The 25508-nt window shown below is 73.5% G+C and carries 28 protein-coding genes; 7 read left to right on the top strand and 21 right to left on the bottom strand.

Annotated elements, in window-relative coordinates; translation table 11 throughout:
- Positions 1 to 64 precede the first annotated feature (64 nt).
- Complete coding sequence (locus BLW85_RS08270) at positions 65 to 1222, bottom strand: ROK family transcriptional regulator (RefSeq protein ID WP_070028209.1); 1158 nt, start codon at positions 1220 to 1222, stop codon at positions 65 to 67.
- A gap of 320 nt (positions 1223 to 1542) precedes the next feature.
- Between BLW85_RS08270 and BLW85_RS08265 the strand changes: the two genes are divergently transcribed.
- On the top strand, positions 1543 to 1842 hold the full coding sequence (locus BLW85_RS08265; protein ID WP_070028208.1) for an ABC transporter ATPase: 300 nt from the start codon (positions 1543 to 1545) through the stop codon (positions 1840 to 1842).
- Positions 1843 to 1879: 37 nt separating this feature from the next.
- Here the strand turns inward: BLW85_RS08265 and mug are convergent, their stop codons facing one another.
- The 3 genes from mug to BLW85_RS08250 all read right to left on the bottom strand — a co-directional run bounded on the left by mug (position 1880) and on the right by BLW85_RS08250 (position 4459).
- Entirely contained in the window at positions 1880 to 2368 is a 489-nt protein-coding gene (mug, locus tag BLW85_RS08260) for a G/U mismatch-specific DNA glycosylase (RefSeq protein ID WP_239697805.1), read from the bottom strand.
- A 56-nt stretch (positions 2369 to 2424) separates the two neighbouring features.
- On the bottom strand, positions 2425 to 3867 hold the full coding sequence (purB, locus tag BLW85_RS08255) for an adenylosuccinate lyase (protein ID WP_074991710.1): 1443 nt from the start codon (positions 3865 to 3867) through the stop codon (positions 2425 to 2427).
- Positions 3868 to 4054: 187 nt separating this feature from the next.
- Positions 4055 to 4459, bottom strand: coding sequence for an FKBP-type peptidyl-prolyl cis-trans isomerase (locus BLW85_RS08250; RefSeq protein WP_074991709.1), 405 nt, complete (start codon positions 4457 to 4459; stop codon positions 4055 to 4057).
- A gap of 251 nt (positions 4460 to 4710) precedes the next feature.
- On the opposite strand from BLW85_RS08250, the gene BLW85_RS08245 reads away from it, so the two are divergent.
- Positions 4711 to 5892, top strand: a complete 1182-nt coding sequence (locus BLW85_RS08245; RefSeq protein WP_074991708.1) for a hypothetical protein — start codon at positions 4711 to 4713, stop codon at positions 5890 to 5892.
- A gap of 111 nt (positions 5893 to 6003) precedes the next feature.
- On the opposite strand, the gene BLW85_RS08240 is transcribed toward BLW85_RS08245, so the two are convergent.
- From BLW85_RS08240 to BLW85_RS08210, 7 genes are all read right to left on the bottom strand, one after another.
- A complete protein-coding gene (locus tag BLW85_RS08240) occupies positions 6004 to 6852 on the bottom strand; it encodes an SGNH/GDSL hydrolase family protein (protein WP_074991707.1) in 849 nt (282 codons plus the stop codon).
- 61 nt (positions 6853 to 6913) lie between these two features.
- Positions 6914 to 7927: a hemolysin family protein gene (locus BLW85_RS08235; RefSeq protein ID WP_070028199.1), complete on the bottom strand. Its 1014-nt coding sequence runs from the start codon at positions 7925 to 7927 to the stop codon at positions 6914 to 6916.
- On the bottom strand, positions 7924 to 9267 hold the full coding sequence (locus BLW85_RS08230) for a hemolysin family protein (RefSeq protein WP_074991706.1): 1344 nt from the start codon (positions 9265 to 9267) through the stop codon (positions 7924 to 7926). The genes BLW85_RS08235 and BLW85_RS08230 overlap by 4 nt, the downstream gene beginning before the upstream one ends.
- A gap of 175 nt (positions 9268 to 9442) precedes the next feature.
- On the bottom strand, positions 9443 to 9868 hold the full coding sequence (locus BLW85_RS08225; RefSeq protein ID WP_074991705.1) for a GNAT family N-acetyltransferase: 426 nt from the start codon (positions 9866 to 9868) through the stop codon (positions 9443 to 9445).
- Positions 9869 to 9914: 46 nt separating this feature from the next.
- Positions 9915 to 10799 (bottom strand): LLM class F420-dependent oxidoreductase, encoded by an 885-nt coding sequence (locus BLW85_RS08220; protein ID WP_070028194.1) that lies wholly within the window; start codon positions 10797 to 10799, stop codon positions 9915 to 9917.
- Between the two features lie 78 nt (positions 10800 to 10877).
- The gene (locus tag BLW85_RS08215; protein ID WP_074991704.1) at positions 10878 to 13451 is read right to left on the bottom strand and encodes an ABC transporter permease; all 2574 of its coding nucleotides are present in this window, start codon (positions 13449 to 13451) and stop codon (positions 10878 to 10880) included.
- Between the two features lie 4 nt (positions 13452 to 13455).
- Entirely contained in the window at positions 13456 to 14259 is an 804-nt protein-coding gene (locus BLW85_RS08210; protein ID WP_074991703.1) for an ABC transporter ATP-binding protein, read from the bottom strand.
- Positions 14260 to 14470: 211 nt separating this feature from the next.
- On the opposite strand from BLW85_RS08210, the gene BLW85_RS08205 reads away from it, so the two are divergent.
- Positions 14471 to 14713 (top strand): toxin-antitoxin system, antitoxin component, encoded by a 243-nt coding sequence (locus BLW85_RS08205; RefSeq protein ID WP_070028190.1) that lies wholly within the window; start codon positions 14471 to 14473, stop codon positions 14711 to 14713.
- A gap of 52 nt (positions 14714 to 14765) precedes the next feature.
- Positions 14766 to 15104 carry a fic family toxin-antitoxin system, toxin component gene (locus BLW85_RS08200; RefSeq protein WP_070028395.1) on the top strand — a complete coding sequence of 113 codons (339 nt, stop codon included), beginning with the start codon at positions 14766 to 14768 and terminating at the stop codon, positions 15102 to 15104.
- Here BLW85_RS08200 and BLW85_RS08195 read toward each other — a convergent pair whose 3' ends face one another.
- The 4 genes from BLW85_RS08195 to bioB form a co-directional block, all read right to left on the bottom strand.
- Complete coding sequence (locus BLW85_RS08195) at positions 15105 to 15794, bottom strand: class I SAM-dependent methyltransferase (RefSeq protein WP_074991702.1); 690 nt, start codon at positions 15792 to 15794, stop codon at positions 15105 to 15107.
- Positions 15795 to 15989: 195 nt separating this feature from the next.
- Positions 15990 to 16730, bottom strand: coding sequence for a dethiobiotin synthase (gene bioD / locus BLW85_RS08190; RefSeq protein WP_070028184.1), 741 nt, complete (start codon positions 16728 to 16730; stop codon positions 15990 to 15992).
- Between the two features lies 1 nt (position 16731).
- Complete coding sequence (locus BLW85_RS08185; protein ID WP_074991700.1) at positions 16732 to 18021, bottom strand: adenosylmethionine--8-amino-7-oxononanoate transaminase; 1290 nt, start codon at positions 18019 to 18021, stop codon at positions 16732 to 16734.
- Positions 18014 to 19156, bottom strand: a complete 1143-nt coding sequence (gene bioB, locus BLW85_RS08180; protein WP_070028181.1) for a biotin synthase BioB — start codon at positions 19154 to 19156, stop codon at positions 18014 to 18016. The genes BLW85_RS08185 and bioB overlap by 8 nt, the downstream gene beginning before the upstream one ends.
- Positions 19157 to 19303: 147 nt before the next feature.
- Between bioB and BLW85_RS08175 the strand changes: the two genes are divergently transcribed.
- Positions 19304 to 20431 carry an 8-amino-7-oxononanoate synthase gene (locus BLW85_RS08175; RefSeq protein WP_074991699.1) on the top strand — a complete coding sequence of 376 codons (1128 nt, stop codon included), beginning with the start codon at positions 19304 to 19306 and terminating at the stop codon, positions 20429 to 20431.
- Positions 20432 to 20470: 39 nt separating this feature from the next.
- On the opposite strand, the gene BLW85_RS08170 is transcribed toward BLW85_RS08175, so the two are convergent.
- Both BLW85_RS08170 and BLW85_RS08165 read right to left on the bottom strand, forming a co-directional pair.
- Positions 20471 to 20695: a DUF397 domain-containing protein gene (locus BLW85_RS08170; protein WP_071828719.1), complete on the bottom strand. Its 225-nt coding sequence runs from the start codon at positions 20693 to 20695 to the stop codon at positions 20471 to 20473.
- A gap of 10 nt (positions 20696 to 20705) precedes the next feature.
- Positions 20706 to 21566 carry a helix-turn-helix domain-containing protein gene (locus tag BLW85_RS08165; RefSeq protein WP_070028177.1) on the bottom strand — a complete coding sequence of 287 codons (861 nt, stop codon included), beginning with the start codon at positions 21564 to 21566 and terminating at the stop codon, positions 20706 to 20708.
- Between the two features lie 213 nt (positions 21567 to 21779).
- Between BLW85_RS08165 and BLW85_RS08160 the strand changes: the two genes are divergently transcribed.
- On the top strand, positions 21780 to 22250 hold the full coding sequence (locus BLW85_RS08160; RefSeq protein ID WP_074991698.1) for an ATP-binding protein: 471 nt from the start codon (positions 21780 to 21782) through the stop codon (positions 22248 to 22250).
- A gap of 118 nt (positions 22251 to 22368) precedes the next feature.
- Here BLW85_RS08160 and BLW85_RS08155 read toward each other — a convergent pair whose 3' ends face one another.
- From BLW85_RS08155 to BLW85_RS08145, 3 genes are all read right to left on the bottom strand, one after another.
- Complete coding sequence (locus tag BLW85_RS08155; protein ID WP_070028173.1) at positions 22369 to 22842, bottom strand: C40 family peptidase; 474 nt, start codon at positions 22840 to 22842, stop codon at positions 22369 to 22371.
- A gap of 576 nt (positions 22843 to 23418) precedes the next feature.
- Complete coding sequence (locus tag BLW85_RS08150) at positions 23419 to 23727, bottom strand: hypothetical protein (RefSeq protein ID WP_070028172.1); 309 nt, start codon at positions 23725 to 23727, stop codon at positions 23419 to 23421.
- Between the two features lie 7 nt (positions 23728 to 23734).
- Positions 23735 to 24364, bottom strand: coding sequence for an ATP-dependent Clp protease proteolytic subunit (locus BLW85_RS08145; protein WP_070028170.1), 630 nt, complete (start codon positions 24362 to 24364; stop codon positions 23735 to 23737).
- An 85-nt stretch (positions 24365 to 24449) separates the two neighbouring features.
- On the opposite strand from BLW85_RS08145, the gene BLW85_RS08140 reads away from it, so the two are divergent.
- Positions 24450 to 24737, top strand: a complete 288-nt coding sequence (locus BLW85_RS08140; protein ID WP_070028168.1) for a type II toxin-antitoxin system Phd/YefM family antitoxin — start codon at positions 24450 to 24452, stop codon at positions 24735 to 24737.
- A 39-nt stretch (positions 24738 to 24776) separates the two neighbouring features.
- Here the strand turns inward: BLW85_RS08140 and BLW85_RS08135 are convergent, their stop codons facing one another.
- Complete coding sequence (locus BLW85_RS08135; RefSeq protein WP_070028167.1) at positions 24777 to 25502, bottom strand: lysophospholipid acyltransferase family protein; 726 nt, start codon at positions 25500 to 25502, stop codon at positions 24777 to 24779.
- Between the last annotated feature and the right edge of the window lie 6 nt (positions 25503 to 25508).

The following is a 25508-nucleotide window of genomic DNA, read 5'->3' as shown; positions in this document are numbered from 1 at the left end:
ACCCACCCCCACAGGGGGTTTCACGTACCCCCTGCCGTGGCCACAAGGAGGCACCCCCGATCGGTCAGCGGCGCGCCGTGACCGTGCCCGCCACCGCGAACAGCTGCTCCTCCACATGGTCCAGGGCCAGCCGCAGCGCGCCCGTCGGCACGGCCGCCTCGCCCAGCGCCGACAGCGCCACCCGGGGCGGCCGCAGGCAGTAGCGGGCGAGTTCACGGCGCAGCGGCTCCAGCACACCGTCCAGGCCGGCCGCCCAGCCGCCGATCACGACCAGCTCCGGATCGAGCGCCAGCACCAGCGCGGCCACATCGTGCACCAGCCGCTGGACGAACCGCTCCTCGGCCGCCCGCGCCCGCAGATCGCCCTGGCGGGCCAGCGCGAACACCTCGGCCACCGCCTGCTCGTCCAGCGGGTGCAACGGCTCGTCGGTGGTGGACAGCAGCGTCTCCGGGGTGGCCTCCCGGCCCAGCAGGTGCAACGCGCCGATCTCCCCGGCCGCCCCGCCGAAGCCCCGGTGCAGCCGCCCCCCGATCAGCGCGCCCGCCCCCGGGCTCAGCCCGGCCAGCACGAACACCACGTCGTCGGTGCCGTCCGCCGCGCCCTTCCAGTGCTCGGCGACGGCCGCCGCGTTGGCGTCGTTCTCCACCAGCACCGGGCACTTGAACGAACGGCTCAGCCGCTCACCGAGGTTGAGTCCCGTCCACTGCGGCAGCGCGGTCCCCAGTCGCACCGTGCCGTCGGCCGCCACGATGCCCGGCGTGCCCACACCCACCGCGCGCAGCGAGTCACGGGGGACCCCGCAGCGCCGCAGCAGGTCGGCGACCGCGCCGCGCAGCCGGTCCAGACGCTCGTCCGCCGAGGCGGTCTCCCCGACCTTCTTGGACTGTCCGCCCAGCACCCGGCCGTCCAGGTCGGACAGGAGCGCGGCGACCCGGTGCGCCCCGACCTCCAGGCCCAGCAGATGCCCGGCCTCCGCCCGGAACCGGAACCGGCGGGCCGGGCGCCCCTGCCGGCGCGCGATGCCCTCGTCGGCGGCCCGCTCCACCACGAGCCCCGCCTCCATCAGCCCCTCGACCACACCCTCGACGGTGGGCCGGGACAGCCCGGTGAGCCGGGCGACCTCGGTGAGCGTCGCGCAGTCCGCGGCACGCAGCGCGTGCAGCACCACCGCCGAGTTGATCCTCCGCAGCAGCGAGGGATCGCCGCCGGTCAGCTGCCCCACCGTCCCTCCTCCCAGCTCGCGGGCGTGTTGGCCGGATCGTACTCGTCCGGCCCCATCCCGGGCGAGCGCCGGACGGAGCCGGGAGGAGAACACCGGGACGGCCGGTGCGGTCCCGGGGCCCGCCAGGGCCCTTCTTCCGCGTCGGGCCGGAGCGGCACGCGTCGGCGGGTCCGGCGGGTCATGGGCTCGCGCATCGAGGGCCTGCGCCCCGCCTGGCGACCGAGGCGCGGGACAACTCCCGGCATACTGAAGGGCGTTGGAAGCGCGAAGTGCGGGCCGGTGCTCCGCGGGACGGCGGGAACCGGGTTCAGGGAGCCGGCATGGACTTTTCCGCGGAAGCCGCCGAGGCGGCACGACGCGCCCACGCGTGGGCGGTGCACGTGGACGGGCGGACGACGGGCTCGGGCCGCGACGTGGCGCGGGCCCGTCTGTGGGCACTGGTGGCGCAGGCGTGCACGGCCGTTGCCGCGGCCCCGTCCCCCCGTGCCGTCCAGGCGGCGGGCCGGGCGCTCGACGCGGCGCGGCGGCAGGAACGGGCCGGGGACTTCGCGGATCTGCAGGACCAGGCCTGGACGTGGGCCGAGGTGGCCCTGGCCTGCGCCGCCACCGGCGCCGAGTAGCCGCCCCGGGCCCGCCGGACCGGCCGGCGAAGGTGGTCTAGCCCTGCGCGGCCACCCGCAACCTCGCGAACTCCTCCGCCATCGTCGCCGCCGTCCAATGGGCGTTCAGGCCGCTGGGGTTGGGCAGGACCCAGACGCGGGTGCCGCCGATGGTCCGTTCCTGGGGGCCCACTCGGGCGGTGCGGTCGGCGAAGGCGGCGCGGTAGGCGGTCACGCCGACCACCGCCAGCCAGCCCGGCTCCAGGCGCCGCACCTTCTCGGTCAGCAGCCGGCCGCCCTCGGCGTACTCCGCGGCGGTCAGCTCGTCCGCGCGGGCGGTGGCGCGGGCCACGACATTGGTGATGCCGAGGCCGTACGACAGCAGCTCCTCCTGCTCGGCCGGCTTCAGCTGCCTCGGGGTGAAGCCGGACAGGTGCAGCACCGGCCAGAACCGGTTGCCGGGGCGGGCGAAGTGGTGGCCGGTGGCCGCCGTCAGCAGGCCGGGGTTGATGCCGCAGAAGAGCACCCGCAGGCCGCCCGCGACCACGTCCGGAACGAGACGGTCGCGGGCGGCCTCCAGGTCCGCCTTGGTGAAACGCGGGGTCAGAGGATCGCTCCCGGGGTGTAGCCGGCGGCCTGGGGGTGCTGCTTCACGATCTCCTCGATCCGGCCGGCGACCTGGGCGACCTGGTCGGCCGCCGCGCCCGTGAAGGACAGCTTGTCGGCCATCAGCGCCGCCAGCTGCTCGCGGTCCAGCGGCAGCCGCTCGTCGGCGGCGAGCTTGTCGAGCAGGTCGTTGCGCTCGGCGCCCTGCTCGCGCATGGCGAGCGCGGTGGCGACGGCGTTCTCCTTGATCGCCTCGTGCGCCACCTCGCGGCCGACCCCGGCGCGCACCGCGCCCATCAGGACCTTGGTGGTGGCGAGGAACGGCAGGTAGCGGTCCAGCTCGCGGGCGACGACCGCCGGGAAGGCACCGAACTCGTCGAGGACGGTCAGGAAGGTCTCCAGCAGGCCGTCCAGCGCGAAGAACGCGTCCGGCAGCGCGACACGGCGCACCACCGAGCAGGAGACGTCGCCCTCGTTCCACTGGTCGCCCGCCAGCTCGCCGGTCATCGAGGCGTAGCCGCGCAGGATCACCATCAGGCCGTTGACGCGCTCGCAGGAGCGGGTGTTCATCTTGTGCGGCATCGCCGAGGAGCCGACCTGGCCGGGCTTGAAGCCCTCGGTGACCAGCTCGTGGCCGGCCATCAGCCGGATCGTCTTGGCCAGCGAGGACGGCGCCGCCGCCAGCTGCACCAGAGCGGTGACCACCTCGTAGTCCAGCGAGCGTGGATAGACCTGCCCGACCGAGGTGAACGCCTGGGAGAAGCCCAGGTGGGCGGCGATCCGCTGCTCCAGCTCGGCCAGCTTCGCCGCGTCGCCGCCCAGCAGGTCCAGCATGTCCTGCGCGGTGCCGACCGGGCCCTTGATGCCGCGCAGCGGGTAGCGGGTGAGCAGTTCCTCGACCCGGCCGTACGCCACGAGCAGCTCGTCGGCGGCGGTCGCGAAGCGCTTGCCGAGGGTGGTGGCCTGCGCGGCCACGTTGTGCGAGCGGCCGGCCATGACCAGCTCGGCGTACTCGCCGGCCAGCTTGCCGAGACGGGCGAGGACGGCCACCGTGCGGTCGCGCATCAGCTCCAGGGAGAGCCGGATCTGGAGCTGCTCGACGTTCTCCGTGAGGTCACGGGAGGTCATGCCCTTGTGCACGTGCTCATGGCCGGCGAGGGCGTTGAACTCCTCGATCCGCGCCTTCACGTCGTGCCGGGTGACCTTCTCGCGCTCCGCGATGGAGGCCAGGTCGACGGTGTCGAGGACACGCTCGTAGTCGGCGATCGCCTCGTCGGGCACCTCGATGCCGAGGTCCTTCTGGGCCCGCAGCACGGCGAGCCAGAGCTGCCGCTCCAGCTTCACCTTCTGCTCGGGCGACCAGAGCGTGGCGAGCTCGGCGGAGGCGTAGCGTCCGGCGAGGACGTTCGGGATGCGGGGCTTGGCGGGCGCTGAAGTCACGTAACCGGATTCTACTGGCGATTCGTGCAGCTCAGCGCCACCGGGGTGTTCGTCGGAAGCTACGAGAGCCCGCGCTCGGCGCTCCGCCGTCCCTCGAACGCCTCGTACGGCAGTCGCTCCGGCCGCCCGGGCGGACGCCCGTCGCCGAGGGAGCGCCCGCCCGGGCGGGCGCGTCCGGCCCGTCAGGCTAGGAGTTGCTCCACCCGGTGGTGCGGGAATACGAGTCCAGCAGGTCCACCACGAAGACCAGGGTCGAGCCCGGCGGGATCAACGGCGAGGGCGACTGGTTGCCGTAGCCGAGACGCGGGGGAACGATGATCTCGCGCCGGCCACCGACCCTCATCCCCCTCACTCCCCGGTCCCAGCCCTTGATGACCTTGCCGCCGCCCAGCGCGAACTTGTACGGCTGTCCCCGGTCCCAGGAGGCGTCGAACTCCTTCCCGGTCTCGAAGGTCACACCGACGTAGTGGACCCTGACCACCATGCCCGGCTTCACCTCGGCCCCGTCCCCGACGACCAGGTCCCGGACGGTCAGCTCGGTGGGAGCGTCCCCGTCCGGAACGCCGACCTCGGGCTTCGTCGGTTCACTCATCACAGCCTCGTCACTTTCCGCCGGAACCCGTCGCACGGACCAGCGTATGCGCGGGGCGCGATGCGGCGCGGGAGGGGGTGCGCCGGCTGCCGCGAGCGGGCGGCCGGATACAGGTAGGCCCAGCGGGTGAGGCGGCCCGGTCCGCGGGTGTCGCGGATCACCCGGAGCCGCACGCCGGGACAAGGTATGCCCAACCGGCCGCGGCCGGCCGCAGCGCCTGCCCGGTATCCGATGGGAGTCCTTCGTTGCGCATGAACAGACTGACCGCGTACGCGTCGGCGGTGCTGACCGCGTGTGCGTCCGTGCTCTGCCTGGCGCCGTCCGCCCAGGCCGACACCCAGCGCGTCACCGCCGCCGACCTGGGCCCTGGCCGCCCCTGGCTCCGCATCCAGGACCAGGGCTCCTCGGCCCATCCGCCCGGCGTCCAGGAAGTGTCGCCCTTCGCGGATCCCGTCCACTGGAACGGCGGCCTGCACCTGGCCATCGGCCCCGGCCAGCAGTCGCAGGCCGCGCACTTCTACACCGGGGCGGTCCAGCTGAGCACCGTCATGGGCTCGGAGGTCTCCTACGACTCCTACGTGGACGGCGCGCACTCGACGGCGACCGGCACCGGCCCCAACCTCCAGCTGCCGATGTTCTGCGACGGCGCCTTCACCACGCTGAGCTTCCAGCCCCAACTGGCCACCGACGCCGAGGGGCGGCACGGCGTCGTACCGGACATCTGGCAGCACTGGGTCTCGGGACCGTCGGGGATCTGGCGCACCTCCCGCGCGGTCGCCGGCTTCCCGGCCGGCGGCGACGCACCGCTGAGCGCCTTCGCCGAGGCGTGTACCGGCGCCACGAGCGGCGTGATCGGGCTGATCGGCAACGTCGGCAGCCTCGGCGACCCGACCGCGTCGCTGGACACCTACATGGACAACCTGACCGCGAACGGCACCACCTACGACTTCGCTGTCGACGGCACAGCTACCGCGCGGGTCGACCTCCGCGCCGCGTCCACCGGCGAGGAGCCTGCCCGGATCGACGGCACGGCCGTCTTCCACAGCCCGGCCGACGGGCCGGAGTTCGTCGCCCCGGGCGCCCGCCTGACGATCGGCGCCACCACCGGCCTCGACCCGCGCAACGTCCAGGTGACGATCGACGGTGTCCCGGCGCAGGTCACCAGCGAGAACGGCCACCTGGTGGCGCAGCTCCCGCGGTCCCTCGCCGACCGCCTGCTCCCCGGCGGCACCCTCACGGTCCCCTTCACCATCACCTTCACCGGTGACGGCGGGAACGGCTGCGGCTACGGGGGTTACGGCAAGGGCGACGACTGCGGCGGCAACGGCGGCGGCGAGCACGGCACCGCCACCGTCACGGCGCGACTGCTGGCCCGGGGCTACCAGCCGCTCCAGGCCACCGATGTCAGCGCCGAGGCGTCGATCGCCTTCTGACCGGCGTCCGGCACTCGCCGCACGCATGACTCGTGGACGGGCCGGTCAGTCGATCTGATCGGCCCCTCCGGGTCACAGCCCTCCTGGGCCTGCGTCCGACCGGGGCCGGGGTCAGAGACCCACCTTCCGCCAGCCCGTCACCGGGCCCGGGTTCGTGTCGTCCGCGGGGCTGATCCAGAAGGGTTTGTCCAGCTCGGCACTGAAGTGGGCGCCCGTCCGGCCGTCCCCGGAGGAGCGTCCGGTCAGGCGGCGGCCTATCCAGGGCAGCAGATGCCGCCGGGCGAAGCGGACGTCCGCCACCCGCCGGGTCAGCCACGCGGGCGGCACCGCGGCCGGCAGCGGTGCGTGCCACTGTGCGTCCAGCGGCTCGTAGCCGAGCGTCTGCCCCACCGCCTCGGCGACGCGGCGGTGCCCCTCGCCCGTCAGGTGCAGCCGGTCCACGTCCCACAGCCTCGGGTCGCCCAGCGCCGGGGCGCCGTACAGGTCGACCACGAGGGCGCCGTGCTTCGCGGCCAGCTCGTCCACGCAGGCGAACAGCTCCTCCATGCGCGGCCGGAACCGCTCCAGGACCGGTCCCCGGCGGCCGGGGCTGCGCATCAGCACCAGCTGTTCGCAGGAGGGGGCGAGCCGCTCCACCGCCTCCGTCAGCAGTCCGCGCACCCGGCCCATGTCGCACTTGGGCCGCAGGGCGTCGTTGAGCCCGCCGACCAGCGTGACGACGTCGGCGTTCATCGCCGCCGCCACGTCCACCTGCTCGTCGACGATCTGCCCGATCAGCTTGCCGCGCACCGCGAGATTGGCGTAGCGAAAGCCCGGGGCGTCCGCCGCCATCCGGGCGGCGAGCAGATCCGCCCAGCCCCGGTAGGAGCCGTCGGGCAGCAGGTCCGACATGCCCTCGGTGAAGGAGTCGCCGACCGCGACCAGGCTGGCGTACGGGGGAGGAACGGTATTCGTCTGCATGGCGACAGCGATGGTAACCCGGTCGCATACCCAGCGGTCGGTCAGGTCCGGGACGTCCGGTTCACACGGGCTGCCCGAACAGCTCCCGCAGCACGTCCTCCATGGTCACCAGGCCCGCCAGCCGCCCGTCGTCGCCCAGCACGGCGGCCACGTGGGTGCGGCTGCCCCGCATCGCGGTGAGCACGTCGTCCAGCGGGGTGCTCGCCTTCACCCGGGCGATGGGCCGCATGTCCCGCAGCCGGAACGGCACGTCCCGCGGCGCGGCGTCCAGCGCGTCCTTGACGTGCAGATAGCCCACGATCCGGCGGCCGGAGTCGACCACCGGGAACCGGGAGAACCCCGACTCGGCCGACAGCCCCTCCAACTGCTCGGGGGTGACGCCCACCTGCGCGTACACCACCCGCTCCAGCGGTACCACCACGTCCCGCACCGGGCGGCTGCCCAGCTCCAGGGCGTCGTGCAGCCGTTCCTGCGCGCGGTCGTCGATCAGACCCGCCTCGCTCGCGTCCTTGACGATCTCGGCGAGTTCGGTGTCCGTGAAGGTCGCCGAGACCTCGTCCCTGGCCTCCACCCTGAGCAGCTTCAGCAGCCCGCTGGCGAACGCGTTCACCGTGAAGATCACCGGACGCAGCGCCCGGGACAGCGCGACCAGCGGCGGCCCGAGCAGCAGTGCCGCGCGCACCGGCTCCGCGAGCGAGATGTTCTTGGGCACCATCTCGCCCAGCAGCATGTGCAGATAGGTCGCCAGGGTCAGCGCGATCACGAACGACACCACGTGGCCCACGCCCACCGGTATGCCCACCGTGTGGAACACCGGCTCCAGCAGATGCGCGATGGCCGGCTCGGCGACCACGCCCAGCACCAGGGTGCACAGCGTGATGCCGAGCTGGGCGGCGGCCAGCAGCGCGGAGACGTGTTCCAGCCCCCACACCACGCTCTTCGCCCGCCGGTCGCCCTCCTGTGCCAGGGGCTCGACCTGGGAGCGGCGCACCGAGATCAGCGCGAACTCGCCGGCCACGAAGAAGGCGTTGACGACGAGGGTCGCCAGGCCGATCAGCAGTTGTACGGCGATCATCGCGCCCCCTCCGTCGTCTCGTCGCCGCTCTCGTCGTCCAGGGGCGCGCGCAGCAGCAGCCGGGCGGCGCGGCGCCCGGAGGCGTCCACCACGTCCAGCCGCCAGCCCGCGATCTCGACCCGGTCGCCCGGCTCCGGTATCCGGCCCAGCTCGGTGGCGACCAGACCGGCCAGGGTCTCGTACGGCCCCTCGGGCACCCGCAGCCCCACCCGCCTGAGCTGGTCGGTGCGGGCGGCGCCGTCGGCCGAGTACAGGGCCCGGCCGCTCTCGTCGGCGCCGGCCGGGGCGAGGTCGGGCGTCTCGTGCGGGTCGTGTTCGTCGCGCACCTCGCCGACGACCTCCTCGACGATGTCCTCCAGGGTCGCCACGCCCGCCGTGCCGCCGTACTCGTCGATGACGACGGCCATGGTGCGGCGGCCGGAGAGCCGGTCGAGGAGCCGGTCGACGGTGAGGGACTCGGGCACCAGCAGCGGTTCGCGCATCAGGTGCCAGACACGGCGGTGCCGGCGGTGCTCGGCCGGTATGGCGAGGACGTCCTTGATGTGCACGGTGCCCACGACGGAGTCCAGGCTGCCCCGGTAGACCGGGAACCGGGACAGGCCCGTCGCCCGGGTCGCGTTCGCCACGTCCTCGCAGGTCGCCTGCTCGTCCAGGGCGATGACCTGGACCCGCGGGGTCATCACGTTCTCCGCCGTCAGATCGGCCAGGTTGAGCGTGCGCACGAACAGCTCGGCGGTGTCCGCCTCCAGGGCGCCCGCCTTGGCGGAGTGCCGGGCGAGGGCGGCCAGCTCCTGCGGACCGCGCGCGGAGGCCAGCTCCTCGGCGGGCTCGAAGCCGAGCCGGCGTACGAAGTGGTTGGCCGTGTTGTTCAGCTGGGCGATGAAGGGCCGGAAGGCGGCGCTGAACCAGCGCTGCGGGGTGCCCACCCGTTTGGCCACGGCCAGGGGTGAGGAGATCGCCCAGTTCTTGGGCACCAGCTCGCCGACGACCATCAGGAACACCGTGGACAGCGCGGTGCCGACCACCAGCGCCACCGACTGCGCCGCACCGCCCGACAGCCCCAGCGCCCGGAACGGGCCGGCGAGCAGCTTGGCGATCGAGGGTTCGGCGAGCATGCCGACGACCAGGTTGGTCACGGTGATGCCGAGCTGGGCGCCGGAGAGCTGGAACGTCAGGTTCCGTACGGCCTTCAGGGCGCCCGGGGCGCCGCGCTCGCCGCGCTCGGCGGCCCGCTCCAGCGCGCCGCGCTCGACGGTGGTCAGCGAGAACTCCGCCGCCACGAACGCGCCACATGCCAGTGACAGCAGGATCGCCACCAGGAGGAGCAGCACTTCGGTCATCGGGTCACCCCCGTCCCATGATCGGACAGGGGTCGGTGGGGCGCGCGGTGTCGCGGGCCGGGAGGCTCGCCCATGGGCGGACGCTCACTACCTTTCATAGAGGGTCGAGTGCTCCCTCCAGAGTAAAGGATGGGCAAAGCAATCTCGGGGGCCTGTGGACGACGCCGCGCACGGCTCAGCCAGTGAGCGGCTTCACCCAGCGCCGCCACCACTCCTCGGGGCCGTACCCGGCCGCCCGCCAGGCGTGCTGCGCCCGCTCGTTGCGGACCAGCACCATGGCGTCGGCCCGCCGTCCGCCCAGCCGGACGAAGCGCTCCTCGGCGGCGGCCAGCAGGGCCGTGGCGACGCCCCGGCGCCGCCGGTCGGGCCGGACCGCGAGCCGGTACAGATGGCAGCGCCAGCCGTCGAAGCCCGCGATCACCGTCCCGACCAGCTCACCGCCCAGCTCGGCCAGGAGCAGCGCCTGCGGGTCGCGCGCCACCAGGCGCTCCACCCCGGCGCGGTCGTCGCTGATGCTGGTGCCCTCGGCGGCCGTGCGCCAGAAGGCGAGCACGGTGTCGAGGTCGTCGGGGCCGGCGGAACGTATGCGCAACTCGGTCATGCGAACCACCATGATCGCGACCGGGCCCCGCTCGCCGGGGTTTCCATCATGCGGACCGTGCGCGCAGCCGCTCGATCACCGGCGCGAACGCCTCCATGTGGGGCTCCAGGACGGTCAGGTTCGTGAACCCGTACCGCTCGCGCTGCGCCTCGACCCGCGCCACGACGTCCTCCAGCGGGCCCGCCAGGACGATGGGCAGCGCCAGCGCGGACTCCAAGGTCAGCTCCGGCCGCCGCTCCAGCAGCGGCTTGAGCGCCTGCTCCGGGTCGTCGGTGACCACGGCCTGCTGGAGCAGCAGACTCAGCTCGGCCGGCTCCGCGCGCCCGGCCGCCAGCTCCCGGTAGCGCCCCACCCGCTCGTCCAGCTCGTCGGCCGTGAGCGGTTCCAGCGACCGTGTGCTCCCCGTCCGGGCACCGGCGAAGGCGGCGATGTCGGCGTGCTCGGCGGTCAGCTCCAGCATCCGGTCGCCGTTGCCGCCGATCAGCAGTGGCACCCGGGCCTGCTCCGGACGGGGCTGGTGGTCCTCGGCGCCGAGCAGCCGGACCAATTCCTCGACGGTGCGCCGCAGATGGTCCACCCGCTCGCCCGGCGAGCCGAACGGCAGCCCGGCCGCCTCGTGTTCCTCGCGCACATAGCCGGTGCCGAGACCGAGTTCGAGGCGCCCGCCGGTGAGCGCGTCCGTGGTCGCCACCTCGCGGGCGAGCAACGCCGGGTTGTAGAAGCCCGCGTTGAGCACCAGCGTGCCGACCCGGACCCGCTCGGTCGCCTGCGCCGCCGCGACCAGCGCGGGGAACGGCGCCACCCAGCCGAGATGGTCGGGGACGAGGATCACGTCGTACCCCAGTTCCTCGGCGCGACGGCACTTCGCACGCCACTCGGACCCGGACGCGGGCGTGAGCATGTTGACCCCGAAGCGGAACGGGCGTGGCATGAAGTCTCCTCCACCGTCGGCGTATCGACCCTCGACCGACATACCATCACGTCCGCCGCCGGGCCGTGGGCCGTACCGTCACTCGTGGGCGATCGCCGCCAGCACGTTCAGCCGGGAGGCCCGCAGCGCGGGCAGCACCGCGGCCACGACCCCCACCACCGCGGAGCCGACCACCACCGCCACGATCGTCCCCCAGGGGATCGCGAACGCCGTCAACCCGCGCAGCGCCAGCACCTGTTGCATGCACACGCCCCACACCAGGCCCAGCGCCAGCCCGAGCACCGCGCCGAACACCGCGATCACCACCGACTCCAGCCGGATCATCCGCCGCAGTTGCCGTCGCCCCAGCCCGATCGCGCGCAGCAGCCCGATCTCCCGGGTGCGTTCCACCACCGACAGCGCGAGCGTGTTGACCACGCCGAGCACCGCGATGACGATCGCCAGCCCCAGCAGCGCGTACACCAGGTACAGCAGCACGCCGATCTGGTCGTGGACCAGCTTCTTGTAGTCGGTCTGGTCGCGCACCTGGACCTGCGGGAACGGCGCGAGCGTCCGCTCCAGCCGGGGCCGCAGGTCCTCCGGCCGCGTGCCCGGCGCGGCGTCGACGTAGAGCGCGGAGTCCTGGCCGCCGGGCGCGTACCGCTCCAGTGTGCCGAGGCCGAAGAAGACACCGCCCTGGTTCCCGAAGCCCTCGGTGGCGGCCTGTTCGGTGAGCGCGCCGACCGTCAGCCGCGCCCGGCGCCCGCCCGGGAAGTCCACCGGGAGCACACTGCCCGGCCGTACCCCGTGGTCCCGGGCGAACGTCGCGTCCATGGCGAGGTGCCCGTCGGCGAGCGCCGCCGCCGAGCCGCCGCGCGCGTAGTCGATGTGCACGACGTCGTCGAGCCCGGCGCCGTACGCGGCCGCGCCCGTCTCCACCCGCCCGCCGTCGGGCAGCCGCAGCGCGATCCGGGTCAGTCGCTGCGGCACGACCAGCCCGGTGCCCCCGGTCGCGGCCACCCGGTCGGCGATCTGCCGGGTGAACGGGATGAAGTTGGCGTTCTGGACGGTGAAGTCGGCGCCGAGGGTCTTGTCGATCCGCCGGTCGAACGACGCCGACATGGACGCGCTCGCCACCGACATGCCGCTCACCAGGGCCAGGCCCACCATCAGCGCGGCCGCGGTCGCGCCGGTGCGGCGGGGGTTGCGCAGGGCGTTGCGCTGACTCATCCGGCCCACCGGCCCGAACAGCGCGGGAAAGGACCCGCCGAGCACCCGGATCACCGGCCGCACCAGCAGCGGCCCGGCGACCACGGTCGCGACCAGCGTCAGCGCCACGCCCACGCCCAGCAGGGCGGCGGCGGGCGCGGTCCGTGTCGCCGCCGCGCACCCGGCCAGCGCCGCCGCGCCCGCCGTCCCGACCACCGCGCCGACGACCCCCCGGGTCCGCAACGGCTTGCCCACCGCGGCGACCTCGGCGTCCGCGAGCGCGGCCATGGGGGAGACGGCCGCCGCGCGCCGGGCCGGCAGATAGGCGGCCACGAAGGTCACGCCGAGCCCCACGACATAGGCGGCGACGGGCGTGCCCCAGCCGATCACCATCCGCGCGGCGGCCAGGTTCGTCCCGAACACGCCCATCAGCCGGATCAGCCCGAACGCGAGGCCGATCCCGGTCGCGAGCCCGAGCGTGGAGCCGACCAGACCGAGCAGCAGCGCCTCCGTCAGCACCGACCGCCGCACCTGCCGCCGGTCGGCGCCCAGCGCCCGCAGCAGGCCCAGCTCCCGGGTGCGCTGGGCGATCAGCATGGAGAAGGTGTTGACGATCAGGAACACCCCGACGAGCAGCGCCACCCCGGCGAAACCCAGCATGACGTACTTGACGACGTCCAGGAACGTGCCGAGGCTCGCCGCCGCCGACCTGGCCTGCTCCCGCGCGGTCTGCACGTCGTACGCCCCGGCGTCCGCGCCGAGCGCCGCCACGACCCGCTGCCTGAGCCGGTCGGCGGGGACCCCCTCGGCCGCGTCCACCGAGATGCCGGTCGCCCGCGCGGGGGAGCCGAGCAGTTGCCGTCCGGCCACCGCCGGGTCCAGATAGAGCAGCGCCGCGCCGGAGTTGGTCGTGGTGAACGTCGCGATCCCGGTGACCCGCGCCCGGAAGGTGCCGGGCTGCGCCTGCACCGTCAGGGTGTCGCCGATCCGGACGTGCCCGCGGCCGGCCGTGTCGGCGTCGAGCAGGGCCTCGCCCGGACCGTGCGGAGCGTGCCCGGAGGTCAGCTCCACCGGGCTGTGCCGGGTCGGGTACCAGGCGCCGGCGAGGGTGGGTGCCCCGTTGGTCGGCCCGACGGACCGGTTGTGCCGGTCGACCACCACGACGTTCTGCACCTGTACGTCGGCGCGGGCCGCCGCCACCCCGGGGACCCGGGCCACCCGGTCGCGCAGCGCGGCCGGCAGGGTCTGCACCGCGCCGCTCGCCCGCGCGGACACCAGGTCCCGCTTCGGCCGCACGGACACGTCGGCGGCGGTGGAGGCGAACAGCCGGTCGAACGTGCGGGAGACGGTGTCGGAGAAGATCAGGCTGCCCGCGACGAACGCCACGGACAGGATCACGGCCAGTGCGGACAGCGCGAGCCGTCCCTTGTGTGCGAGGAAGCTCCTCAGAGTCGCCTTGAGCACCGGCTCAGTCCTCCCGCGCGTCCGGCAGGGCACGCGCCCTGTCGAAGCGTTTCATCCGCTCCAGCACCCGCTCCGCCGTCGGCCGGGCCAGCTCGTCCACGAGCCGCCCGTCGGCCAGGAAGAGCACCAGGTCCGCGTGGGCGGCGGCGTTCGGGTCGTGCGTGACCATGACGACCGTCTGCCCCAGGTCGTCCACCGCGTCGCGCAGAAAGCGCAGCACCTCCAGGCCCGCCCGCGAGTCCAGGTTGCCCGTCGGCTCGTCCGCGAAGATCAGCTCCGGCCGGGAGGCCAGCGCCCGCGCGCACGCGACCCGCTGCTGCTGGCCGCCGGAGAGCCGGCCGGGCCGGTGCGTCAGCCGATCGCGCAGCCCGAGCCTGTCGACGACCTGGTCCAGCCACTCCTTGTCGGGGCCGCGGCCCGCGATGTCCATCGGCAGGGTGATGTTCTCCGCGGCGGTCAGCGTCGGGATCAGGTTGAACGACTGGAACACGAACCCGACCCGGTCCCGCCGCAGCCGGGTCAGCTCCCGCTCCCGCAGGCCGGTGAGTTCGGTGTCGCCCAGCCACACCTGCCCGGCCGACACCGTGTCGAGCCCGGCCAGACAGTGCATGAGCGTGGACTTGCCGGACCCCGAGGGCCCCATCACGGCGGTGAACCGGCCCCGCGCGATGTCCACGTCCACCGAGTCCAGCGCGAGGACGGCGGTCTCGCCGGTGCCGTACGCCTTGGTCAGCGCGCGGGCGCGGGCCGCGGTCCCCTCGCCCGGCGTGCGGCCCGGGGCGTGCTGCGCGGCAGGGGCCGTGGACAAGTCCGCCTCCCGGTCACCGGTACTACCCGTCCCGGGTGAGCCTAATGTGACCGGGCGCACAGCGGGAATCCACGACGGGCCGGGCGGCCGGGCGGGCCCCGGGGGACCTGCGGGAACGGTGCGCCGAGCCCCCGGCGAAAGCTCCCGTGCGCCCCCACTGTGCCCCCGCGCCCGTTTGCCCGTGCTAGCGGCTTGGCGCTAGCGTCGAGACATGGCGAAGACCCAGTTGAACGTGCGCGTGGACGAGGGCACCGCCCGCGCGGCCCGGGAGCGCGCGCTGGCCCGGGGGATGAGCGTGAACCGCTACATCGAGGAACTGGTCAGACAGGACACCGGCGAAGTCGGCCGTACGTTCGTGGAGGCGGCCGCCGACTTCATGAAGCAGTACGAGTCCGTGTTCGCCGAGGAGTTCTCCGAGGCGCGCGGCACCGGTCCGGCCGAAGGACGCAGCTGATCCCTTGAGCGATTCCCCCAACGGGCTGAGCATCGACCTCGCCTGGCTGCTCATGCTCGCCGAACAGAAGACGCCCGGGGACCCGCAGGTCGCCGACTGGGGCGCGCTGATCGCCGCCGTCGCCCGGCACCGGGCGGAGATATTCGGCGTGCCGGTGTACGAGACCCCGTACGCCCGGGCCGCCGCCCTCCTCCAGCTGCTCATCCACGTGCCGGCGCTGGAGCGCTCCAACGCGCTGTTCGCCTCCGCGGTCGCCTACGCCTACCTGGTCGCCAGCGGCGTCAAGGTGGTCACCACGCCGGAACAGGTGCGCGACCTCGCCCGGCTGGTGAAGGACGGCTCGGCGAGCGTGGACGAGATCGCCCGGGAGCTGCGCCGCTGGAGCCTGTGATCAGCGCCCGCCCGCCTCGTCCGGACGCCAGGCGGTGCCCAGCACACAGTACGAGGCCGGCAGCCTCGGCCCCCGCTCGGGCACCAGCAGGCTCCGGTGCGGCCCGAGTTCGAACCCCGCGGCCCGCAGTGCGGCCAGCGGGTCCCGGGACAGGTGACAGCCGCCGGCGAGCGCCGGCCACACCGTCAGGTCCAGGGCGCGCTGTGCGAACCGCATCGGCCGGCCGCCGCCCCGCCCGTGCTCGAAGAACCGCACCTGCGCGCCCGGCCGGAGCACCCGGCGCACCTCGCCCAGCGTCCGCGCCACGTCCCGCACGCTGCACAGCACCAGGGACAGCACGACCGCGTCGAACGCCTCGCTCTTGACGGGCAGCGCCTCGGCCGCGCCGGGTGCGACGTCGACCGGCACCTGCGCGCGCAGCGCCGACTCCAGCGCCAACCGCCGCAGCAGCGGCTCCGGTTCGATGGCGACGACCTCGCTGACGGTGCCGGGGTAGTGCGCGAAGTTCAGCCCGTTGCCCGCGCCGACCTCGAGCACCCGGCCGCTCAGCCCCGCCAGCAGCCGTCCCCGCACCCGGGCGAACCCCAGCCGCGTCTCGGCCCCGGCACTGGCCCGCGCGTAGTACCGGGCGAACACCGGATGCGCACCGGGCTCCCGCCGCCCGCCGACCGCCTTCGACCCCAGCCGCATACCGACCTCCAGGACACCGTGGGCCCAGGGGAAGTGTCCCCCGCGGGAGCGGGCGCCACCCTCGGGCGGACGTGCGCGGCGGGCACGGGTGTTCGAGAGGCCGGGGGGCCGCCGCTGGCAGAGGGCCGGGGGAGACCTCGACGGCTTCGAGGGCCGGGGAGGGGGAGTCCTCGCCGGGCCCCCTCCCCGGCCCTCCTAGGCCGTACCTCCGGGCTCCAGCCGGGCCCCCTCCCTGGCCCGGAAGGCCGCCGCGTCCCAGGTGCCGTCCAGGCGTGGCGCCAGCCAGGCCGGGGCCTGGGCGCGGAAGTCCGCCGGGGGCAGGGCGCCCGCTCCCGCGGGAAGGGCGCCCAGGAGGGGGGCGCCGGCGACCTCCGGGAGGTCGGCGACGTTGCAGCGGGTGGCCAGGTCGGGGACGGCGGGCCAGCTGCCGATGACGACCCCGGCCGGCTCCAGGTCCCGGCGGCGCAGCTCGCGCGCCGTCAGTTCCGTGGTGTTCAGCGTGCCGAGCCCCGCCGTGGCCACGATCAGCACCGGCGCCCCCAGCAGCCGCGCCGCGTCGGCCAGCGTGCCGCCCTCCGCGTCGAACCGGACGAGCAGCCCGCCCGCCCCCTCGACCAGCACCAGATCGTGCTCCGTGGCCAGCTTGGCGGCCCGCTCGGCCACCTCCCGCGGGTGCACGGGCGCCATGCCCGCCCGCCGCGCCGCCGTCCCCGGCGCCAACGGCTCCGGATACCGCGCCAGTTCGTCCGCCGTGACGGCCCCCGCGAGCCGCGCCACCTCGTCGGCGTCACCGCGCTCGTCCGGCCGTACCCCCGTCTGCGCGGCCTTCAGCACGGCCACCGAACGCCCGGCCGCGACCGCCGCCGCGGCGAGGGCGGCCGTGGTGACGGTCTTGCCGACCTCCGTGCCCGTTCCCGTGATCACCAGTACCGGCATGTCATCCCTCCCGCGCCGCGGCACACACCGCGCGCGCGATCCTCGCCACGTCCTCGTCGGAGGTGACGTACGGCGGCATCGTGTACACCAGGTCCCGGAACGGACGCAGCCACACGCCCTCCCGCACGGCCGCACGCGTGGCCGCGGCCATGTCGACCTCGTGGTCCAGCTGGACGACCCCGATCGCGCCCAGCACCCGCACGTCCCGCACCCCGGGCAACTCGGCCGCGGGGGTCAGCCCGGCCCGCAGGCCCGCCTCGATCCGCTTCACCTCGGCCTGCCAGTCCTGGCCCAGCAGCAGCTCCAGGGAGGCGCAGGCCACGGCCGCGGCCAGCGGATTGCCCATGAACGTCGGCCCGTGCGCCAGCACCGGCACCTCGCCGCGCGAGATCCCGTCGGCCACCCGCGCGGTGCACAGCGTGGCCGCCATCGTCAGGTAACCGCCGGTCAGCGCCTTGCCCACACACATCACATCCGGCGTGACGGCCGCGTGGTCCGCCGCGAACAGCGCCCCCGTGCGCCCGAACCCGGTCGCGATCTCGTCGAACACCAGCAGCACGTCGTGCGCGTCGCAGGCCTCGCGCAGCACCCGCAGGTACCCGGGGGAGTGGAAGCGCATCCCGCCGGCGCCCTGCACCACCGGCTCCACGATCACCCCGGCCAGTTCGTCCGCGTGCCGGGCGATCAGCTCGCGCAGCGTCCGCGCGTACGACTCGTCGTACTCCGCCGGGGGCGCGTCCGCGAAGACCTGGCGCGGCAGCACCCCCGACCACAGCTCGTGCATCCCGCCCTCGGGGTCGCACACCGACATCGGATGCCAGGTGTCCCCGTGGTAGCCGCCCCGCCAGGTCAGCATCCGCTGCTTGCCGGGCCGGCCGAGCGAACGCCAGTACTGGAGGCACATCTTCACCGCGACCTCGACCGACACCGAGCCGGAGTCGGCCAGGAAGACGTGTTCCAGACCGTCCGGCGACATGTCGACAAGGAGCTTCGCGAGCCGGACCGCGGGCTCGTGGGTGAGCCCGCCGAACATCACGTGGCTCATCCGCGAAAGCTGCCCGGTCACGGCCTCGTTGAGCACGGGGTGGTTGTAGCCGTGGATGGCCGACCACCACGACGACATGCCGTCCACCAGCTCGCCCGAGCCGTCCGCGAGCCGCAGCCGGACCCCGCTCGCCGACTTAACGACGAGCGGTTCGACACGTCCGGGCATCGGGCCGTACGGATGCCACACGTGCCGGCGGTCCAGCTCCAGCAGCCCGGCGACGTCCGGCGGGAACGCGTCAGGCATTGGGCGCGAGGTCCGTTCCGGCGCCCCGGCGGCGGACGGCCACCAGATCGGTCCGGGGCTCGCCCGCGACCGGCTGCGCTTCCGCGGGCGCCGAGCCGCAGGCCCCGGCCCCCTCGTGGCAGCCGCCGGCCGCCCGGTGCTCCGGCAGGGTCACCTGGTCGGCGCCCTCCACCTCGAAGCCGGCGTCGGCGATCATCTCCAGGTCGGCCTTGCCCGCCTGGCCCTCGCTGGTCAGGTAGTCGCCGAGGAAGATCGAGTTGGCCAGGTGCAGCGCCAGCGGCTGCATGGTGCGCAGGTGGACCTCGCGGCCGCCCGCGATGCGCACCTCCACGTCCGGGCAGACGAAGCGGACCATCGCCAGGATCCGCAGGCAGCGCTGGGGGGTGAGGTTCCACTCCTTGGCCAGCGGGGTGCCCTCGAACGGGATCAGGAAGTTCACCGGAACGGAGTCGGGGTCCAGCTCGCGCAGCGAGAAGACGACGTCCACCAGGTCCTCGTCGCTCTCGCCCATCCCGGCGATCAGACCGGAGCAGGGCGACAGTCCGGCCGCGTGCGCCTTCTGCACCGTGTCCACCCGATCGGCGTACGTGTGGGTGGTGGTGATGTCCCCGTAGGTGGACTCCGAGGTGTTCAGGTTGTGGTTGTACGCGTCCGCGCCCGCCTCGCGCAGCCGCTCGGCCTGGCCGTCGGAGAGCAGCCCGAGGCACGCGCACACCTCGACGCCCTCGTTCTCGTCCTTGATCGCCTTGATGGTCTGCGAGACCCGGTCCACGTCCCGGTCGGTCGGGCCGCGCCCGCTGGCCACCAGGCAGACCCGCTTGGCCCCGCCCGCCAGCCCCGCGGCCGCCGCCTTGGACGCCTCGTCGGGCTTGAGCCAGGTGTACTTGAGGATGCCCGCCTCGGAGCCGAGCCGCTGGGAGCAGTAGGAGCAGTCCTCGGGGCACAGGCCGGACTTGAGGTTGACCAGGTAGTTGAGTTTCACGCGGCGGCCGAACCAGTGCCGGCGCACCTTGCCGGCCGCGGCCACCACATCGAGCAGGTCGTCGTCGGAGGTGGCCAGCACGGCGAGTGCTTCCTCGCGGGTCGGCAGCTCGCGCCGAAGCCCCTTGTCCACCAGCGTGTTCAGCAGGTCCATGAGGCCCGATCCTGTCCTACGAGACTGCCCCGGGCCAAGGAGAGTTTGCACAACGAAGACGCTTCACCGTGTGGGTATCGCCACACGGTGGACGACGGCCCGGGCCGCTAGGGTCTGTCCGCTACCTACAAAACGACCGGAGGACTCATGGCGTTCGGCTGGATCGAGGAGCAGGCGCGGGCGCGTCGCGACGCCGGGCTCGTACGGCGCCTCAGCCCGCGCCCCGCCGAGTCACCGTTGCTCGATCTGGCGAGCAACGACTACCTGGGCCTGGCCCGCCACCCCGAGGTCACCGAGGGCGCGGCCCGGGCCGCCCGCACCTGGGGCGGCGGCGCCACCGGCTCCCGGCTGGTCACCGGCACCACCGCGCTCCACGCCGAGCTGGAGCGCGAACTGGCCGCCTTCTGCGGCTTCGAGGCCGCCCTGGTCTTCTCCTCCGGCTACGCCGCCAACCTGGCCGCGGTCACCGCGCTCGGCCCGCACGGCTCCCTCGTCGTCTCCGACGCGGGCAACCACGCCTCGCTGATCGACGGCTGCCGGCTCGCCCGGGGCGAGGTCCAGGTCGTCGGGCACGCCGACCCGCAGGCGGTGCGCAAGGCCCTGGCCACGCGCGGGGGAGCGGCCATCGTCGTCTCCGACACCGTGTTCTCGGTCGACGGGGACCGGGCGCCGCTGGCCGAGCTGGCCGAGGCGTGCCGGGAACGGGGCGCCGGACTCGTCGTGGACGACGCCCACGGTCTCGGTGTCCTGGGCGAGGGCGGGCGCGGCTCGGCGCACGCGGCCGGGCTCGCGGGCGCCCCGGACGTGGTGGTCACGGCAACCCTGTCCAAGTCGCTGGGCAGCCAGGGCGGCGTGGTGCTGGGTCCCGCGCGGGTGATCGACCATCTGGTCAACGCGGCCCGGACGTTCATCTTCGACACCGGACTGGCCCCGGCGGCGGCCGGTGCGGCCCTCGCGGCCCTGCGGCTGCTCGCCCGCGAGCCCGAACGGGCGGCGCGGGCCCGCGCGGTGGCGGGGGAGCTGTACACGAGGCTGACCACCGCGGGCCTGGAGGCGGTGCGTCCGGACGCCGCGGTGGTCTCCGTGCGGGCTCCGTCCCCGGAGCAGGCGGTGCGCTGGGCGGCCGACTGCCGTACGGCCGGCCTGGCCGTGGGCTGTTTCCGACCTCCCTCCGTGCCCGACGGCATCTCACGGCTGAGGCTGACCGCGCGTGCGGACCTCTCCGGCGCGCAGATCGCACACGCGGTCGGGGTCATCGGCGAAACGCGACCATGAGTCGGCGGAACACGGCCGTGCCTCGCACCCGACCGGGTCTCAGCGCAGCGCGGCCACGAAACCGGCCCAGCTGGGGGCGGAGAAGAGCAGCGCGGGACCCGCGGGGTCCTTCGAGTCGCGCACGGCGAGCAGTCCGGACCAGGGTCCGGAGCGCGGCCGGGCCGTCTCCACGCAGTTGTTGGCTCCGGTGCTGTAACTGCTGCGCAGCCAGCGCACGTCGTACAGGTCGGTACTGGCAGGGACGTTCCGAGGCAATGCTGACAATGGTGCCTCCTTACGCGCCGTCACCTATCCCGGCGATGTAGGCGAGCGAATCGTGGGGGGAAAGAGCGTGTTCCTGGAGGGTCTGGAAGGCCTCCGAGTACGCCCGGAGGTCTTCTTTCCGTTCCAGGTAGAGGCTACTCGTCAATTGGTCTAGAACAACCACATCGAGATCAGAAGTGCTCGGAAATGAGAAAATAACGAAAGGGCCGGTGAGGCCGACATGCGCTCCCGCCCCGAACGGAAGTACCTGTAGCCGCACTTGGGGCAGCAGCGCGGCCTCCATCAGCCGCTCCAGCTGCCGCGCCATCACCTCGGGGCCGCCCACCTCGCGCCGCAGCACCGCCTCGTCCAGGACCGCGCACAGCTCCAGCGGAGGGTTCGAGCGCAGCACGTCCTGCCGGGCCAGCCGCACCTCCACCAGCGCGTCCAGGCGCTCCTCGTCCAGGTCCTTGACGGCCGCCCGGGTCACCGCGCGGGCGTACTCGGCCGTCTGGAGCAGGCCGGGCACCACCGTGGTCTCCAGCGTGCGCATCGCGCGGGCCTGCGACTCCAGGCTGATGAAGTCCCGGTAGGTGGGCGGCAGCACCCCGCGGTAGGCGTGCCACCAGCGGTCGCGGTCGCCGTCGTTCTCGGAGCCCGCCAGCATCAGCAGCAGCTCGCGCAGCTGGGCGTCCCGCACGGCGTAGGCGTCCAGCAGCAAGCGCAGATCGGCCGGTTTCACGCCACTGGAGCCCGTCTCGATACGGCTCACCTTCGACTGGTGCCAGCCGACCAGCCGGGCGGCCTCCCCACTGGTGAGTCCCGCCCCCGTGCGCAGCGTGCGCAGTTCGGCACCCAATTTGCGACGGCGCACTGCCGGCCCGTTCTGCATGGGCTCCTCCTTACTCCTTCCGGGCCGCCCGAATACGGTCTCCCGTCGCAGAGTTCACCGCATCGAGCGACAGATATATGCATATCTTGGTGGATCGCTCCCCGTGACCGGCGCGGTGGTGGCAGTCTGGCGAGGAAGCACCAGTCCGGGACCGTACTCGAACCATCCGCTCCATGTCGGACTTCGGTCCCGTGGGAAAGGGACGACGTCGCCATGGCAGACCATCTGGAAGCATCCGTCATTCTGCCGAGCGAACCCGCCTCGGTCGCCGCCGCCCGCTCCTACGTGGTCGGCACGCTGGCGGAGTGGGGCCTGCCGTCGGACACCGAGGCGGCCGACACCGTGCGGCTCATCGTCTCCGAGCTCGCCACCAACGCCGTGCAGCACACCCTCGGGCAGTCCCCCACCTTCACCGTCGACATCGCGCTGGACCGCGACGAACGGCTCCGCATCGGTGTCACGGACAGTCACCCGCGCTTCCCCAAGCGGCTGCCCGCGGCCGTGCAGCAGGACAACGGCCGCGGCATGGTGATCATCCGCTGGCTCACCGCGGAGTGCGGCGGCAGGCTCCGGGTCCGGCCCACCAGGGAGGGCGGCAAGACGGTCTCCATCGAACTGCCCTGGACCGTCCCCGTCGCGCCGGTGCCGACGGCGGGCCGGCCGGACCCGCGGCCAAGGTCGTGAAACGTTCATCCAACGGGCGAGGGGCCCGTCCCGGTCCGCCCGGGGGCTGGAGGCGGTGCCGGAGGAGAACACGGGGAGCGGCCCGGTGGCTGGAGACGCTCCCGTGTGCGCACGGGGGTCAGTTGACCCGGCCGTACCAGACGCTCTTGGACCAGATCTTCTCCAGCCGCACCACCGCACCGGTCTTCGGCGCATGCCAGATCTTGCCGTGACCGGCGTAGATGCCGACGTGGTAGACGTTCCGGCCGGAATGGAAGAACACCAGGTCACCGGCCCGGCGGCTGGAGGCGGAGATGTGGTGGGTCTTGTTGTACTGCTGGGCGGCGGTCCGCGGCAGCTTCTTGCCGGCCTTCTTGAACGAGTAGAGCGTCAGCCCCGAGCAGTCGAACCGGCGCGGTCCCGTGGCGCCCCACTGGTACGGGGCGCCCTTCTTGGACGCCGCGATCTGCAGCGCCTTCGTCGCCATGGTCGCGGCCGAGGCGTCGGAGGACATCCCCGGCACCGCGATCGAGCCGCCCACGGCGGCCAGGGTGAGGGCCGAGGCCGTACCGGCCCGGGCCATCAGCGACGGGACACGATTGAGCGCAGTCATGCGCAACCCTTCGTCAGCCGCCTGTGAAGGATGACCTGTCGGATTCGGGCTGGCGAAGTAGCCCGGCCGCGTTGCCGCGGCTTCACCCCAAGGGTCGGCCCGGAGCGTGTGCCCGTCCGTTCTCACGGACGGCCAGCCGCTACGGCGACCCGCCTTGCCTGGGTCCTCCACTCCTGCCGATCCACTCCTGTCGACCGGTCATCCGGGCGGCGGCAGGACTCGGCGTCCGCCCGGATCGCCCCGCCGCGGTGGCGGGGTCTTGTCGTCAGACAGGGATCTTCACTCACAGCTGTCCGAAAATCCCAACGGAACCGGGGATTTGTGGCGTTACTCACCACTCGCCCGTTCGGGTGGAAGCTGCTCTGTTCGATAGCTCGTCAGTTCCCGTACGTAGCCCCGGACCTGGGAAAAGATGATCGTGCAGCACGGCACGGCAGGGTCGCGGCGCAACTCGGAAGCGCCGGAAACGGACCCGGATATACACCGGTCGGCGGTACATCGTTCGGGCCGTTTCGCGCGGGGGCCCGGCCGGGCGCGCAGACGCGCGGTACCGGCCGGGCCCCACGGCCGTCCGGATCAGTTCGAGGCCTGTGGCGGGAGCGCGACGCGCGCGGCCCGGCGCTCGCCGTCCAGCACCCGAAGGGCGCGTGCCAGCGTGCCGCCGTGCAGCTCCCGCTCGCCCCGCCGGTGCATCAGATCCAGCGCGTCGCGCAGCTCCTCCGCCTTGCGCACCAGCGCCTGCGCGGCGCGCAGCCCGCGATAGGTGTCCCCGTCGCGCGCCGGGTTGATCCTGCCCAGCTGGTCGACCACGTCCAGGTAACGGTCCACCAGCTCGCCCTCCGCGCGCGTCAGCGCGGGCAGCGGCGGCAACTCCTCGGGCAGCACGGCCCGTTCACCGCTCGCCGGGGAGGTCGCGGCGGCTCGGGACCACCCCGTCCACCAGGCCGTACGACCGTGCACCCGGCGCGTCCAGCACGAGGTCACGCTCCAGGTCCTGATGGACCTGCTCCTCGCCGCGGCCGGTGTGGCGGACCAGGATCTCCTCCATGAGGGCGCGCATCCGGGACAGCTCCTCCGCCTGGATCACCAGGTCGCTCGGCTGGCCCTGCGCCGGCTCGGAGAGCGCGGGCTGGGAGAGGACCACGCGGGCGCCCGGCAGGGTGAACCGCTTGCCCGGGGTGCCCGCGGCGAGCAGTACCGCACCGACCGAGGCGGCCTGGCCCAGGCAGTAGGTCTGCACCTCGCAGGTGACGTACTGCATCGTGTCGTAGACCGCCGTCATCGCATGGAACGAGCCGCCCGGGCAGTTCAGGTAGAGCGTGATGTCCCGCTCCGGCGCCAGGTGTTCGAGGTGCATGAACTGGGTGATCACATCGCTCGCCGCCGCCTCGTCCAGGGGCGTCCCGAGGAAGACGACCCGGCTCTCGAACAGCTTCGAGTACGGATCGAGCCTGCGCTCCCCGAAACCGGTGGTGCGTTCGGTGAACTCGGGCAGGACATAACGGGCAGACGGTCGGAACATCTGGGCACACCCCTCCTCGCGGCAGAGCCGGGCTCCCGGCTTCTGTACAGAATGTACATTACGTACGCGTGGGTATCATGGGGGTATGGCCTACGAGATTCCGGTGACCCAAGCCAGGGCTGAGCTGGCCGACCTGATCAACCGGGTGGTGTACGGCGGCGAGCGCGTCGTCGTGACCCGGCACGGCAAGCCGCTGGTCGCGCTGGTCTCCGCCGCCGACCTGGAGCGCCTCGACGCCCTCGACGGCGCGGAGGAGCCGGGCGAGGAACAGGTGACCAGCACGGTGTCCCGCGTCCGCGACGTCCCGTCCGCCCCGCGCGAACAACAGCGCTTCGGCATCGCGGCCGAATACCGGGGCCCGGGCGTGTCCTGAGCGCCGCGCGCGTCGGGCGGGCCCGGCGTCCTCGCGGTGTCAGCCGAGGGGTGCCCGGGGGAACCTGCGCTCCCTCTCGCCCCGTTCGCCGGCCTGCCGGCTCTTGACGATCGCCGCGTACTGGTCGACGTACTCCTGCTCGGACAGGGTCAGGATGGCGTACATGATCTCGTCGGTGACGGCCCGCAGTACGGCCTTCTGGTCCTCCATCCCGGCGAACCGGGAGAACTCCAGGGGCTTGCCGAAGCGGATGGTGACGGGCCGGATCCGCGGGATCAGCCTGCCGGGCGGCTGCGCCTCGAAGGTGCCGATCATCGCGCAGGGCACCACCGGGACGCCCGCCGTCAGCGCCATCACGGCGACCCCGACCTTGCCCTTGTACAGCCGGCCGTCGTGCGAGCGCGTGCCCTCCGGGTAGATGCCGAGCAGTTCACCCTTGCGCAGCACCCCGAGGCCCTCGCGGACCGCGGCCTGCCCCGCCTCCTTGCTCGAGCGGTCCACCGGGATCTGCCCGGCGCTGCGGAAGAAGAACGCGGTGAGCCGGCCCTTGATCCCCGGCCCGGTGAAGTACTCCGCCTTGGCGAGGAAGGTGATGCGTCTCTTCAGGATCGCCGGCATCAGGAAGTGGTCGGAGAACGAGAGGTGGTTCCCGGCGACGATCGCCGCTCCCGTGGCAGGCACGTTCTCCAGGCCCTCGATCCGGGGCCGGAAGACCAGTCTGAGCAGGGGACCCAGCAGCACGTACTTCAGGAGGCAGTAGAACAAGGTGCC

Source organism: Streptomyces misionensis (assembly GCF_900104815.1).
GTDB lineage: Bacteria > Actinomycetota > Actinomycetes > Streptomycetales > Streptomycetaceae > Streptomyces > Streptomyces misionensis.
The sequence above is the reverse complement of the archived record's forward strand: the minus strand, read 5'-3'. Positions and strand labels throughout refer to the sequence as shown.